Origin of the sequence: Vibrio sp. YT-16, from assembly GCF_033337405.1 — a bacterium.
GTDB classification, from domain to species: domain Bacteria; phylum Pseudomonadota; class Gammaproteobacteria; order Enterobacterales; family Vibrionaceae; genus Vibrio; species Vibrio alginolyticus.
Genome location: NZ_JAWOQQ010000003.1, coordinates 231,048 through 246,231, shown reverse-complemented (window position 1 = coordinate 246,231; position 15,184 = coordinate 231,048). Strand labels below are relative to the sequence as shown.

Here is a 15,184-nt window from a genome sequence, read left to right as displayed (position 1 = left end):
ATCCCATCTTAGTTAAGTACTAAAAATATGTTGAAAAATCGCATAAATAGTATGCACATCAGTAAAATGACTGCTTAAGTAAGTTTACATTCTGTTGTCGTGACTGATAGAGATACTGGCAAAAGAGCAAAAGAAAAGCCTCAATCTTGAGGCTTCTGGATAAGATAGGTTATGGCTGAAGGAAGTTTTGAGTGAAATCGAGCGCATCTTTAGAGAGTTTTTTTTCGTTGGGCGATGTGCTTGCCTGGTCTTCTGCTGTTACCGTTGTCATCTTAGGCTGAAAATCTAGTGTTGATGTCTCCTCCCAAGCTTCGGAGGCGTCTTTATTCTCATCATTCAACACCGCATTGAGCTCCTCTTCCGCAGGAAAATACGCTTCGCGTTTGTACACTTTGTTAAGGGCTCGAATAATAGAGTGCTTTCTAACCATTCCTGAGGCCAGCTTTCTTTGCAACGGCTTCGCTATGGACTGCAATCCAACGACAACATCAACACCAATATTGGTCGCCACTTCATCACGCAACGTACGCGCAGGTTGGTAGCCCATATTGGCAGAAAGAAACAGCCAAACGTAAGCAATTGCATTACCCGTTTTACCTTTATCCTTCCACGCTTCGCCAGCATGATACATCGCTTTAGCACTGCCACCTTCCGCGGCCCGTTCCAGCCAGTAGCAACCTTTAACCATGCTTTTTTCTGTACCAATGCCATTTAGGTAACATAAGCCGACTTGGATCTTGCCATCTGCACTGTCTTTTTCCGCCGCTTTCATAAACCAGTAAAGCGCATCTGCACTGCGTCCTGCACTATTGTCTGGTGAAAGCTGCCATTCCCCCATATAAATCATGGCATCAATGCAGCCTTCTTCGGCGGCAGTTTCAATCAGTTGGTTACCTTTTGGGATATTTTTTTCAGTTCCTCGACCAAAGACCAAGGCCTTGCCCGTCGAAAATTTCGCTTCGGTATCCCCTTCCATTCCCGCAATTGCGGTACGCCAGAAGTTTGCCTGCTCTTTTAAAATCACATCTTCGCGCATGCGTTCACTTAAGCGAACAATGCCGTACATCCCCGTCACATTGTCCAATTTAGCTGCTTTATCATACCAATACAGCGCTTGACGAATGTTGTCCTTTTCGGCTTCTTTCGCTAGAAATAAAATGGTGGGGATATGCCCGGTTTCTGCTTTGAACTCTCGCTCTTTACGCTCTTGCTCTCGCGCTTTATGCATCGCCTTTCGATAAGCGGCTTCGCGAGCTTTCCTCTCTGCCTCGAGTCTCTGTTTCCGCATCGACAACGAGATCATCCACACAAATATCAGGACGAGTGAAAGGCCAGTTGCCGCAATGGCAATGCCCATACTACTCATAAATAGCCTCTTTTGGTTTCAGGGCCCAATTTAACTCCCTTTCAGGGAAATCTTATGATTACGCGCCGACATAACGCCGACTACCTTCATTATATAACGACCACTTAGCGAAAATCTGAAGCTGCGAAGACTTAATGGCGGTATTTTATTCAACATCACTGCAACTTATTTTTAAAAGAAAAATATAGCCCTCATTTTTATAGAACTTAATCACGGTTTTGGGGCTGAGACATTCTCATCCCCTATCATCCCCCCTTACTCATCCCATAAAAATTTACATTTTAATGATGTGCAGAATCTCTCACTATGCGCCTGTTTTATTATTTAATTTGTGAACAAAATCGACTGTGACAGAAAATTTGCACCTGTAAAAAACTTAACAGCCTGCTCTCACATTTTGCTGATGATTCAGTGTATTAGCATCTAATTGAACATTTCCTTTTTTGGCATCTGCCTTTCTAGCGTGTGCAAAACCTTCTTGATGATTGAGTCAGCGAAGGCAGCGCGCAGCTCAATATCAATTCAATAACAATGGATTTGTAAACGTGGACAATAAGACATTTAAATTATCAACAATTGCCAAAACCGTACTGCCTTTGATTTCCGTCGCGGTAATCAGCGGTTGTGGTAGTGATAGCACGAACGAAGATACGACGAACCCTGGCTCAGGCTTGTACCCTGCGGGAGAGAACGAAGTCGTCATTTATTACAAACGTGATGTAGCATCAGCTTCAACAGCAAGCGACTACGAAGGTTGGGGCTTGCACCTATGGAACGGTGAGGGCTGTACCAGCACAGATTTAGACGCAATGGGCATTCCGGGAACAGGAACGGATTGGTCTGCGCCACACCCATTCGATGGCATCAACGACACCTACGGTGCTTACTACGTACTGAAAATAAACCCAGACGCCTCTGACCCACACGAATGCATGAACTTCATTCTGCACAAAGGTGATGAGAAAGCGTTCGGCAGCGCAAACTCAAAAGTAGAGTTGACGAAAATCGGCGAATCGAAAGGTTTGTTTGGCTTCCACGGCAGCAGTGAACTTTACTACGAGCCAATAGAAGAGCGCCCTGTTGATATTGATGGTCAAAAAGCCCATTGGTTAGACGCCAACACCATTGCATGGGAAGCGGCGACCAGTGCGGATTCCATGAAGCTGTTCTACAGCCTTAGCAATGACATCAAAATGGATGAAGATAAGCAAATCTCTGGTGGTACAGCGGTTGAGCTGACAAAAGCTGGTGAGTTGTCTGATGGTCTGAAATCACGCTTCCGTCACCTTGCTAGCCTTCAAGCTGCGGGTATCGATGTCGATGACGCGACCTTGCGTACGATCCTGAAGTCACAAATCGTTATGGTGGCTTACAACGCAAATGGTGACGTCATTTCTGCAACTGAAGTGCAAAAACCGGGCGTTTTGGATGCGGTGTTTGCCGATTCCAAGGCAGGTAACGCGATCGGTCAAGAACTCGGTGCGATTGTGGAAGGCGGTGCCGCAACCTTCAAACTATGGGCACCAACTGCCCAAGATGTTGATCTGATAATCTACGATGAAAACTTAGCAGAAGAAGCGACCGTTGCCATGACGGAAGACCCAGCAACAGGTATCTGGGTTTCTGAGGCACAAAGCAACGTTGTCAACAAATACTATCGCTACCAAGTTAAGGTATACCACCCAACAACTGGCGTCGTTGAAACGCGTTTGGTAACAGACCCATATTCAATGAGCTTGTCTAAGAACTCACGATACTCGCAAGTGGTTGATTTAGATGATCCAAGCTTAATGCCTCAAGATTGGAAAAACTACGCACGCCCAACAGTTAAAAAAGACGAAGACCACGTCCTTTACGAGTCACACATTCGTGATTTCAGCTTTAACGACAGCAAAGGCACACCAAGTCTTGATGGCAAATATCTGGCGCTTACAGAACCTGAGCGTGAGTCTGTATCTCACTTACAAGCTTTAAAAGATGCTGGCCTAACAACGCTACATATCTTGCCAGCATTTGATATTGCAACCGTGGATGAAGACGCTGACAAGCGAGTCGATATCACCGACACCGTGGGTAAACTTTGTGGCATCAAGCCAGAAGCCTCCATTTGTGAGACCGAAGATGACGGCAAAGTAATTGAAGAGGTATTAAATAGCTACGACCCAAAAACGGGCAAAGCACAAGCGTTGATGAACGATCTTCGCATGCTAGACAGCTTCAACTGGGGTTACGACCCTTACCACTACACCGTGCCAGAAGGCAGTTATGCGACCGATCCTAACGGGTCTAAGCGTATTCTTGAGTTCCGCGAAATGGTTCAAGCGACGCATAAAATGGATCTGAAACTGGTCATGGACGTCGTGTACAACCACACAAATGCATCTGGTGTGAACGAAAAATCCGTACTGGATAAGATTGTCCCTGGGTACTACCACCGCCTAAACGTCAACACTGGCGGCGTCGAAAACTCAACCTGTTGTGATAACACCGCAACCGAGAACTTGATGATGGGTAAACTAATGGTTGACTCATTGATGGTATGGGCGGATGACTATAAAGTCGATGGTTTCCGTTTTGACCTTATGGGCCACCAGCCGAAAGATGTGATGGTTTACGCACTTGAAAAAGTCCGTGAAATTGATCCGAATACTCTGTTCTACGGCGAAGGTTGGGACTTTGGTGAAGTCGCGCAAAACGCTCGCTTCGATCAGGCGACACAAGTCAACATGGCAGGGACAGAAATCGGTACTTTCTCTGATCGTCTGCGTGACGCAGTTCGTGGCGGAAGCCCATTTGATGGCGGTGTAGATTCTGAAGGTAAGCACCCACTTCGCTTCAACCAGGGCTTTGGTAATGCTGCTTATCCTAACGAAGAAACCAAAACTGACGCAGAATCGGTGAATGGTCGTTTACACAACCAAGATCTGGTTCGTCTAGGTATGGCTGGTAACTTGGCTGATTACATCCTTCTTGATTACAAAGGCGAAACCAAACTGGGCAAGAACGTTGATTACAATGGTGCGCCTGCAGGCTACACGAAAGTGCCATCAGAGAACATCTCTTACGTGTCTAAGCACGACAACCAAACATTGTGGGATAACAACGCCTACAAGATTGCGACAGGCACTTCATCTGCCGAGCGTGCACGTATGCAGTCTGTGTCCCTATCAACGGTGATGCTTGGTCAAGGCATTCCATTTATCCACATGGGTTCTGAGCTATTGCGCTCTAAATCTATGCAGCGCGACTCGTACGATTCTGGTGACTGGTTCAACCGTGTATTCTTCGACGGAAGCGACAATAACTGGAACGTTGGTCTACCACGTGAAGACAAAGACGGTGCAAACTGGGAGTTGATCAAAACCATCGTTGGTGACAGCACGGCGAAACCAGACTCAACCGACATCGAGCTGACTAAGCAACAATTCCTAGAGCTACTAAAAATCCGTAGCACAAGCGAACTGTTCCGCCTAGATACCGCGCAAGAAGTGATGAACCGTGTTGACTTCCGCAACGTAGGGAAAGACCAAGTGGAAGGCTTGATTGTGATGTCTATCGACGATGGTACATCAGCAGGTGCCGATTTAGATTCGAACTACGATGCTGTCGTGGCCGTTGTGAACTCAACATCAACTGAGAAATCTTTCAAAGTTGCTGGCGCAACTGGTTTCGAGTTACATGAAGTTCAACAAAACTCTGCGGATGACATCGTGAAAGGTGCAAGCTTCACCAATGAAACCTTCACAGTACCAGCACTGACAACAGCGGTATTCGTGCAGCCACAAAACGGCGCGCAAGGTGCTGGCCTACCAGTAAACACGGATAACAAAGACGTATCGAGTATTCCTCCTTACGGCGAAACCGTTGTTTACGTGAAAGGCACGATGAACGAGTGGTCTGATAGCAGTGATTGGGCGATGACCTTTATTGGCAACGGTATGTACTCTGTAACTGGCGTTCTTGAAGCTGGTGAACACGAGTTCAAATTCGCGGACTCTGGTTGGGCAAATCCAAACATCGGTTGTGATGCTGCGAATATAGCTTCTGGTTCACTAGAATTAGGTTCAGAAGGTAACTGTAAGCTGTCTGTTGCTGAAACAGGTAAGTACAACTTCACTCTGAACGCGCTGCATGTTCAAGATGAAAGCGTAGAAAAACCGGTCGTGTCAGTGACCAAGTCAGCAGATGCACCAACATTCGGTGAAACAGCACTTTACTTACGTGGCACTATCACTACATGGGATGCTCCAGCACAAGACTCAACAGCGAAGTTCAGCTATGTTGCAAATGACGTTTATTCGCTAGACATTCCCCTAGCGGCGGGCAACTACGAGATGAAAGTTGCTAGCGCAGACTGGGCAGCAGACACCAACTTCGGTGGCGAAGGCAGTGTTGAGCTTGGTAAAGCGCTAACGATGGAAGTCGGTGGCGGTAGTGCAAACCTGAAAATTGCGATTGCAGAAGCAGGAAATTACAACTTCCACTTCAACGCGGCTGACAAGTCGGCGCCAATCGTGACGGTAACGAAAAACTAGTTTCATTTAAAAACATCCGTAATGAAAAAGGGGAAGCATCACGCTTCCCCTTTGTTTTGTTGGCGTCACTAAATGGTGGATACCAAAATCAAAAAGGCGTTAGTTTCCCCAAATCTGTTCAACAAACTCAGGATGATCAATGAATGGATTACGATTGCCCTGAAAATCAAACACTTGTTGATTCCGATTTCGTTCTTTTTCACTAACGGGATCATTTTTGTGCCAACGTTTCAGCATGTTTAACATCCAAGGTTCAAAAACCGTTGAACTTGAACCATCAAGGACAGCATCCGCATTGCTTGAATTGCCTTCCCAGTTACCTACAACATTTTCATAGCGGGTTGCCATGTAGAAATAAGCACGGGCGAAGTCGCCCTTAAACTCATCAATCGGCTCAAACACCGTACCGGAGTAGCCCAGACTAGTGCTTGCTTGGCCAAGTTTAGAGCCATTACTAGACACGTAGGTCGCGGTGCCCACTTCACCAAATGGCCAATTACTGCGCTTCGCGTTTACATAACCATCGGTTGCAAACAAGTGATGACCGTCTGAGTTCATCGGCTCAACCTTACCGCCAAACCAGCTTTTCGGGAAAGAGTGCTCACGGTTGTAGCAATCCCCTTCCGTTTTGTATTGGCCACATTGGTCTGTGACTTTGGTAAAGCTTACTGTATCGCTACCAGATGGCTTTTCAGAATACATATCGAGAATAGAGCCATCATTTTCGTAATAACGATCAATATCGGCATCTTTTACCAAGGTCCACACCGCAGAATAACCTCGGCTAGTGTGGTTGTTGATGATGTTAAACAGCGCCGTTTTTAGAGCGTAGCCCGTCTTACCAGATGCCGCTTGATAGTAACCATCAACCACTGGTGGGGTCGTGGTTGAGTCACCTAACGTAAAATCGGTGGTTTCACTTTTCGAGAATTCAGCGCCAGAAGCAAGAGTCTTATCTCCCTCAGTCAGCGTGTAAGACCCCGCGCCACTGCCACAACAAATGCCGTCACCATACTCATCTTGAATCGTGAATTGGTAGTTACCGTCAGCTAAGCACATGCTCTTTTCAATGGTAGTTGCTGACTCGTACCCCTGACCAGAAAACAGCTCTTCGTCTTGGTTGTTTTTTAACGTCCAGCTAGTTTCTGAACCATAGTTATCGGTTGTGAGAGTCAAGACCACTTGGTGATCACTACAACTTTCTACAGGAGGTTGTGTACTCGTCTCAGTCGGTTGAAAATTATCGACGTAGACAACTTCTGAGCCATCAAAACTGGCTTCATCGTAAAAACGCAAACCGACGTTGATGGTCTTGTTCGAGCTCGCTGTGTAGTTGTGCGCGAGCTCTTGCCACTGGTTTATCTGTTGTGGGTTCGAGTAATTGTGATAACCATCAACCACCAGACGTGCTTTTACATTTCCTTCGGTATGATAAACCGAGACAGAAAACGGATAGGTTTTCCCTTGCTCCACATTAATGGTTTGCAAAAAGTCGGTGTTGCTTTGGGTACCTGTATTCACGACGACCTGGGCAGCCAGACCACCCGATTTGATTTGCTCGCTGCTTGGCGACACTGCAATGCCAGCGTCAATCTCTGACCACTGCGTAGGTACATTGCCATTCCACTGTTCAAAGTCACCGTTGATAATTTGGCTATATGCAAACGGCGAGCTAACAGCAGCAAGGAGACAGAGGGAGTTCGTTATGGATTTCATTATACTTTTCCATTAGTTATATAAATCCCAAACACGATAAACATATTAGTGGGGCATAAGTAATCCTTCAGTCACATTTTTACGTTGCACAAGTGTTAATTTACTTTTTAATGTGCAGCTTATCTCACAAATATCCATCTGCTGAAAACAAACGCCAATACAAAAAGCGAAGCAACTTGTTGGCTACATCGTCGTAAAACCATTAAGGGAAAAGTAAAACAGACAGAAAAAAGCCAAGTGTGCGCCTATGGGGTCAGCAACAACACTTGGCTTGTTTATAAGAAAGCTTGTGGTCAGCTCAACTGGTGAGCATCAATTCTGGATAATTCCGTAAGGTTTTACCGCAAAGAATCGTCCTTGTAGTGGCGACATCAGAATCTGATATTGACCATTGCTCGGAGTAATTTTTTCTTTCGTAAGCAAATCCACCAACTCACCAGTACCAACACTCTCCTGAGTAAGAGTGACGCTTCTAGCGCTCTCTAAGGTATTTAGCGCAAACAAGACTTTGTCCGAACCAGATTGTTTCAAGTCCACATAACTGCCGTTACTCGCAACTAAATTCGTGCGTGACCCCTGATAAAGTGCAGGATGCGCATCGCGCATTGTCATCAGCGATGTCACATAAGATTTGAGATCGGCTTGGTTTGCATCAAGCGTCGCCGTCACGCCTTCAATTTTCGCACTGCTGCGCGCAACGTGATCATCGCACAAACCTTGAATGGCGCAGGTGCTGTTGTCTTCTTTTACGGCAAAACCATCCACTTGATCCCCGATTTCATCACCGTAGTACAACGTGATTGGCCCGGTGTACGCCGCTTGGAAAGCAAACGCGGCTTTATGGCGTAACCAATATTCTGCATCATTCACATCCGCTAAATTTCCGCGCTGTAACAAGTCACCAAAGCGCACTAAATCATGGTTGCCGATCATCAAATTCGGCTGCGCATGTGTTGGATATTGGTTGTGTGTGCTGTAGCCGTTGTCTAACCAATCCGCACCGCGACCACCCACGCCGCTCTCATTCACGGCCAAAGTTTCAACGAGGCGATATCGCATAGGGAAGTCAAACGCAGAGCACAATGCTGGATCGCTGTTCGATCCATACGCCTCATTCGCGATTTCAGACTCCCCTTTCCAAATCTCTGCCACCATGTAACCCAACGGATTCACTTGTTCGCCTTTGCTATTGGTGTACGTCACACTTTGTGAGGCTTCATCGACGGCTTTACGAATTTGTGTCCAAGCGTCTGTCGGAACTTGATAGGCTTGATCTAAACGCCAGCCGTCAATCTTCAGTTCTTTGATCCAATACGTTGCCACTTCTTTGTAGAAATCGAGACTGGCCGGGTAATCAACGGGATTGCTCGATCCCGATGGCAACAAACCGGAAGGAGATGGTTTGATCAAACCATCTTTGTGATGACCAAATACACCATCAAAAAACACGTATAAGCCGCGTTTGTGTGCTTCCTCGACCAAGGTTCTCGCCGTTTCTAAATCACCAAAACGTGGATCAATGGTGAAGTAATCCGTTGCAAAGTAGCCCGTGGCATCCAGACGATCGGCCCAGTGTTCTTGGCCCGCTATCGCTTCCGATTCAAAAACTGGCGTCAACCAAATCGCGTTCATCCCTAAATCTTGGATGTAATCGAGTGAATCAATCACTCCTTGCAAATCGCCGTTATGATGGCTGGTGCCATAACCTGTACCGTGACCAATGCTCGCATCACCATCCACAAAACTCTCTACCATGATTTGATAAGTACGAAGTTGGTTACTTTGCGCCATGACATTGGCTTGGCAAGCATAACTGGTATCCGGTAGCGGAGTGCTGCTATTAGTGTCGCCACCACCAGAAGAATTACACGCAGATAAAGCACCAATCACACTTAACGCAAGCAACGATCGAGACAGGCGATGGTTACGTAGGATATTACGCATTTTATTCTCCCTAACTTACTCAAATAAACTACGGAAATTTGAGTAATAAAATTAACCCCGACATGTGTTTCATGCAGGGGTTAATAAATAAAAATAGATTTTAAATAACTGAATGGAATATTATTGGCACTTATTTACCATGACATGAACAGGTTTGCCTTTTCCTTCAAACTGAAGACTCCATACATATTTACCATCTTCTTTAATATCAACCGAAGTATCCGTACCGTAACCACCAAATGTTAATGGTGTTAATTCACCAACGTTCATTCTATTACCTTTTGCGGTAAATTGTGGGAACCACAACTCGGTCGCATACTGCATTTTGTAGGAGCCTACTTTTTCTTGAACCACGGCTTGGTAGAAATTATTCCCTTTGTAGGTGTATTGACGCTGAGGCACGTGTTTCCAATCGGAATCCGCAAACGTACCCACCACAAATAGTGGTTTAGAAATAGGTCCTTTCGCTGTGCTATCTGGGTTGTCACACGCTTTCATGAAAGCAACCACTTCGTCTTGAGACATATTAACAACAGGCTCTGCGGCCGCTTCTGGTTCTGCAGTCGATTGACAACCCACTAAGGCAACAAGTAGAGCAGCAGCAAGAGAGGTCTTCATCATGTTCATTTCACGTAATTCCTTTTTAGTATATCCAAAGCAAAATAAACTCAACGGTTAAAAGAAATATTAATCGTTATTAAAATGGAAATATCAAACGCCAAATAAATATCGTCAGATTGTGAATTTAAATCACTTCGAGAAGTTTGTTTATTTCCTAAGTACAAAAAATAAATTAGGAACTGCCATTAATTATTGATCCAACCTATATAAAAAACAAAGTAATAAAAATAATTATGTGAATAAGGTAACTCTATGTAGGGGTATTTTTATTAGTTTATTTTCTATGAAAAAGGTCAGCGAAATGCTGACCTTTTTTTATCTGATTATTTTCTATTTACGGCTTTCACAAAAACTTGTTGTGCACCTTCAATACCTAGCTCTTTTGCTTCATCAAGCAAAGTGAGCGCTTTCGGAATATCATTCGCTGCGACTGCCGCTTCAATTGAGCTGTAGTAGTAGCTAGTAAGGTCCGTACCTTGGGGAATGTTGTCGTTTTTCGCAACAATCTTAGTATTCACAATATCATTCGCGGATACCGAAAAGCGGAACTGACCTAGTGGGCTATGTTTCGCTAGAGGGTCTGCAATATCTGGCGGCTGAGTGTGACGCGCCATGGCGAAGGCTTTTGCTGGGTGTAAAACTTGTGTACTTCCTTTTAGATCGGCGGAAGTAGTGTAAACCAACACATGCAGATCGTTACCTGTCATGTCTGGAATCACATTGAGATCAAGTACGAATTTATCATTGTCCAACAGTTTTGCTGGTTCGTACTTAAACTTTGAAAAATCTGCTTGGTAAATGGTTTCTCCTGCCGAGTTCATCACTGCGACATTAGGAGCATAAAATTGAAGTTCTTTACTTACGAATGTCTCTAATTTGATATCGAGACTGCCACGGTTACCTGGAAGAGCAAACGCTGCAATAGCGCCAGCACTGTTACCATCCAACAACATTTGGCTTTTATCAGTCAAAGCGAATTCAGTAACCACAGGCACGTTAAGCGGTACCCATTGAATATCACCCGATTGCGTGATCACTTGTTGCTGACCTTTTGGACTCATCTCTACTTGTTCTACAGACGCACAACCAGTAGCCAACATGCCCAGCAGTACGGGAGCAAGCCATTTTTTCATTACTGTCTACCTCGACTCTTTATTGTTTTTTAAATAAATACAGCCAGATAAGTTCTGGCTGTATCATTCTAGGACAATTTAGGACTTAGTGGTTAGATGATTACCACCAAGCTTCAGCTTGTACACCGAACTGGAACGTATCGTCTGAACGACCGTTGTCAAATGTGTTTGAGTTGTCTTCTTTGTCAGCCGTTAGGTAAGAAGCGTAAACACGGATTTCAGGACGAGCCCAGAAGCTAGAGCCAGCAGACCATGCTTGAGCAACAGTTAGCTTACCGTATTTGTTTTCTTCGCCGTCGTTATCGTCGATAGCGTAACCAGCTTCGAAAATAGTTTTGTGGTTGTCATCCCATTTGTACATTGGACGAACAACAACAGACATTGTTTCCCACTTGTCTTGGCCAGCCCACATGTCTTCACCAACACCGTACACTAGCTGGTGACCCATTTCCCAGCTGTCGCCCATGCCGATTACACCCCAGTTGATTAGGCGGTAACCAGATGCACCGTTGTCAGCTTCTGCGCCGTACCAGCTACCGTCGCCGTAGAATGCCATTGTTTTTGAGTAACCTTCAGTACCGTACTGAAGCACTGTTTTGTTGAAACCAGCGTCTAGACCTTGAGTCAATTCTGCTGTGAACATTACGCCGTTTTTCGCATCTTTAGTGCCGTTTGGCGCAGCGTCAGTTTCGTTAAGAATTGCGTAGTTCAAGCCCATTTCTAGAGAGCCGTTGTCCCATAGAGGAAGACCTGCGTAACGTACGTCTAGAGTGTTTACGTTTGTTGCGCCGCCATCGTTGCCTGGGTCTGCGATATCGCCGCGGTCGTTACGAACCCAAGCGAAAGAAACTTTACCAGGACCAGCTTCGATACCTTCAACACCAGCGCCCGCGCCAGAGATGTTCCAGTAGTAGAAGTCAGAGATATGAATGTCGTGACGTTGGTAGTAGCGTTTACCTGCCCAAAGCGTTGCTTCAGGAGCAAAGTTTAGTAGGCCTTTAGCTTGAACGTTGAACTGACGTAGTGCGAATTGTGCATCGTCTACACATTTCACTTCGCCGTTATCCAAACCACAGTTAGCAGAAGTGCTTTCCCAGTCGTTTGAACCGTTAGAAGTCATTGCAACCATAGAGTCTACGTAGAACGTTTTGCCGTTGTTGTTGTAAACTTCTTTACCTAGTTGAATCTCGCCGTAGATATCGCTTTCATTACCTAGACGACCGATCTTGTTCTTTTCGAATGTTAATTGTTGACCACCGTCAGCGTTCACGCCAACGCCAGCACGCATGTAACCGTGGAAATCCACTGCGAATGCAGAACCAGCAGCTAAAGTTGCAGCTACAGCAGCAGCAATTGCACTTACTTTTTTCATTCTTAACTCCATTAAGGGTATTTATAATTCTGTCTTCCCTGCTCACTCTTTTAGGTGAATATAGGCAGTAAAAACACACCTAAAGAAAGAGAGGTAAGATGGGAACGAATCCCCGTTTGTTTCAACAGTTGTGAGATTACCCGAGGCGTACAAGGATGACTTCCTCCGCCCTAAACTAATTTAAGGGGGATGAGAAGGGAGTAGAAAATTTACCGAATGGTGTTTTTTCGAGTCAGATCACCAATCTAGGGAGGAATTAGTAAGTTTGTTCGGTTTTGAGCCGCTACAAAGTGATAGCCATTTCATATTTTTGACTCTAAGCCGTCACATAAAGTAATTAAATTACACGAATATTTTTATATTTAGGGTGGTTGACCTTAGTAAGACAAAGTTTTTAACTTATAGTTTCCTAAAGGTAGCAATAAATATTAAATAAAGTATCTCCGATGACACGACTTCTCTCTCGCCCCTACCCCCTGGGCGCAACATTGAATAAAGAAGGCTGTAACTTCTCTATTCATGCTCCGGGCGTAAAAGACATTCAACTGGCATTGTTTGCAAACGATGGCAGCTACGAGCTTCACGGTTTACCGAATGAATACGCTGGCATACGTCATACTTTTATTCCAGATATTAAGCCGGGGCAAAAATACGGTTACCTTGTCTCCCACAAGGACGAGCCACTGTTAATTTCTGATCCGTACGCAAAATCAATAGATAAAGCCCTCCACTATCACCCTCCCTACTCTCCAGCCAAAAGTTTCGATATGCCGAAGTGCGTCGTTATCGAAGATGATTTTGACTGGCAAAACACGGATCACCCGCGTATACCCAGAGAAGAGATGGTATTGTTTGAGACGCACGTCAAAGGGCTTACCCAACGCCACCCAGAGGTTGAGGACAAGCTGAAGGGGCGCTATTTAGGTCTTGCATCACCTGAAATGCTGGCCTTTTACAAACAGCAAAACATCAACACGCTGCAATTGCTACCTGTCGCAGCATGCATGCATGAGCCTCATCTACTAGAGATGGAAAAGGTCAATTATTGGGGATACAACCCTTATCTCTTTATGGTGCCCGATCCGCGCTACGCAGAACAAGACGCCGTTACGGAATTAAAAACAACAATTCGCGAATTGCATAAAAACGGCATTGAGGTGATTCTCGACGTGGTTTACAACCACACTGCTGAAGGTGGTGAAGGGCCTACAATCTTCAACCTGAAGGCCCTCGATTCCCGTTTTTACATCAAACATGGCAACCACTTCGCCAATTACACCGGCTGCGGAAATACAGTGGATCTCACCTACCAACCAGCCTTAAACCTTGTGATGGATACATTGCGCTACTGGGTTAGCGAATTTAAAGTCGATGGCTTCCGTTTTGACTTGGCTGCAACGTTAGGTCGACAGGGCGATGATTACAACCCAGAAGCAGCTTTCTTTAAAGCCGTTGCGCAAGACCCAATTTTGCGTGAAACCAAATTGATTGCCGAGCCTTGGGATATTGGTCCAAATGGCTACCAAGTGGGTAACTTTCCATTTGGTTGGAACGAATGTAATGACAAACTGCGTGATATTTCCCGCAGTTTTTGGCGCGGTGATCAAGGCTATTTAAAAGAGTTTGCCACTCGATTAATGGGCTCTCGTGACATTTATAGTGCAGCGAACTGGCCATACAAACTCACCGTAAATTACATCACGTATCACGATGGCTTCACACTGCAAGATTTAGTGTCTTACAAGCACAAACATAACGAAGCCAATGGCGAAGAAAATCGCGACGGTCACGGTGACAATCGTTCAGAAAACTACGGTGTTGAAGGCGAGACGGAAAATCTGATGATTATCGCCACGCGTGAAAAGCAAAAACGCAACCTTATTGCTAGCTTGCTGTTTGCCTTCGGTATCCCACACATTCTCACTGCTGATGTTCTGTCTCACACCCAAGGCGGTAACAATAATGCCTATTGCCAAGATAACGAAACCAGTTGGCTGAACTGGGAAGAGACAGAACGTAAGCAACATTTCAAAGCATGGATGTCACAAATGGTCGCCAACCGAAATCAATACATGGTGCCATTTATCCGAGCTTTCAGTGGCGAGAATCGCAATAACAACCGTATTTTCTGGCACCGTACAGACGGTCGCTTAATGGAGCACGATGATTGGAACCGTTTAAGCTCTGTCGCACTTCACCTTGGTATCGGTAAAGAAGGGCAAGAGCTGGTCTACCTCATCAACCAAACTAACGCCACAGCTCGCTTTAAGCTCCCCAATGAGCGAAAGCAAGAATGGGTGACGATCTGTGATACAAACGTACGTAATCTCAACCCAGGACATGCTGAAGGCGAAGTCTTGCTGTCACCCACCTCGATGGTGATTTTGCACTATCAACCAAACCAAAGCACACCAAAAGGTGAGCAAACGCATAGCTAAGTTATAAACGCTCCAAAAAAGGAAAGCCGATGCATCTCAGTGCTTCGGCTTTTTTGTTG

The 15,184-nt window shown here is 45.4% G+C and carries 8 protein-coding genes; 2 read left to right on the top strand and 6 right to left on the bottom strand.

From position 1 onward, the window contains the following. Window positions 1–169: 169 nt before the first annotated feature. Window positions 170–1,366 (bottom strand): tetratricopeptide repeat protein, encoded by a 1,197-nt coding sequence (locus R7F07_RS07195; RefSeq protein WP_005374795.1) that lies wholly within the window; start codon window positions 1,364–1,366, stop codon window positions 170–172. Between the two features lie 545 nt (window positions 1,367–1,911). Between R7F07_RS07195 and pulA the strand changes: the two genes are divergently transcribed. After that, a complete protein-coding gene (gene pulA, locus R7F07_RS07190; RefSeq protein ID WP_170889943.1) occupies window positions 1,912–5,901 on the top strand; it encodes a pullulanase-type alpha-1,6-glucosidase in 3,990 nt (1,329 codons plus the stop codon). Between the two features lie 99 nt (window positions 5,902–6,000). Here the strand turns inward: pulA and R7F07_RS07185 are convergent, their stop codons facing one another. The 5 genes from R7F07_RS07185 to R7F07_RS07165 form a co-directional block, all read right to left on the bottom strand. After that, the gene (locus R7F07_RS07185; RefSeq protein ID WP_005374792.1) at window positions 6,001–7,617 is read right to left on the bottom strand and encodes an endonuclease; all 1,617 of its coding nucleotides are present in this window, start codon (window positions 7,615–7,617) and stop codon (window positions 6,001–6,003) included. A 312-nt stretch (window positions 7,618–7,929) separates the two neighbouring features. Then, window positions 7,930–9,561, bottom strand: a complete 1,632-nt coding sequence (locus tag R7F07_RS07180) for an alpha-amylase family glycosyl hydrolase (protein ID WP_005374790.1) — start codon at window positions 9,559–9,561, stop codon at window positions 7,930–7,932. A gap of 120 nt (window positions 9,562–9,681) precedes the next feature. Then, complete coding sequence (locus R7F07_RS07175; protein WP_005374788.1) at window positions 9,682–10,188, bottom strand: hypothetical protein; 507 nt, start codon at window positions 10,186–10,188, stop codon at window positions 9,682–9,684. Between the two features lie 317 nt (window positions 10,189–10,505). Then, window positions 10,506–11,315 (bottom strand): MalM family protein, encoded by an 810-nt coding sequence (locus R7F07_RS07170; protein ID WP_005374786.1) that lies wholly within the window; start codon window positions 11,313–11,315, stop codon window positions 10,506–10,508. Window positions 11,316–11,415: 100 nt separating this feature from the next. After that, a complete protein-coding gene (locus R7F07_RS07165) occupies window positions 11,416–12,687 on the bottom strand; it encodes a maltoporin (protein ID WP_005374784.1) in 1,272 nt (423 codons plus the stop codon). Window positions 12,688–13,133: 446 nt separating this feature from the next. Between R7F07_RS07165 and glgX the strand changes: the two genes are divergently transcribed. Continuing rightward, complete coding sequence (gene glgX / locus R7F07_RS07160; protein ID WP_171342429.1) at window positions 13,134–15,125, top strand: glycogen debranching protein GlgX; 1,992 nt, start codon at window positions 13,134–13,136, stop codon at window positions 15,123–15,125. Window positions 15,126–15,184 lie beyond the last annotated feature (59 nt).

What these genes read in the sequence shown, in the direction of transcription:
- R7F07_RS07195 (WP_005374795.1), bottom strand. Translation starts at nt 1,366, where the DNA reads ATGAGTAGTATGGGCATTGCCATTGCGGCAACTGGCCTTTCACTCGTC.
- R7F07_RS07185 (WP_005374792.1), bottom strand. Translation starts at nt 7,617, where the DNA reads ATGAAATCCATAACGAACTCCCTCTGTCTCCTTGCTGCTGTTAGCTCG.
- R7F07_RS07180 (WP_005374790.1), bottom strand. Translation starts at nt 9,561, where the DNA reads ATGCGTAATATCCTACGTAACCATCGCCTGTCTCGATCGTTGCTTGCG.
- R7F07_RS07175 (WP_005374788.1), bottom strand. Translation starts at nt 10,188, where the DNA reads ATGAACATGATGAAGACCTCTCTTGCTGCTGCTCTACTTGTTGCCTTA.
- R7F07_RS07170 (WP_005374786.1), bottom strand. Translation starts at nt 11,315, where the DNA reads ATGAAAAAATGGCTTGCTCCCGTACTGCTGGGCATGTTGGCTACTGGT.
- R7F07_RS07165 (WP_005374784.1), bottom strand. Translation starts at nt 12,687, where the DNA reads ATGAAAAAAGTAAGTGCAATTGCTGCTGCTGTAGCTGCAACTTTAGCT.
- glgX (WP_171342429.1), top strand. Translation starts at nt 13,134, where the DNA reads ATGACACGACTTCTCTCTCGCCCCTACCCCCTGGGCGCAACATTGAAT.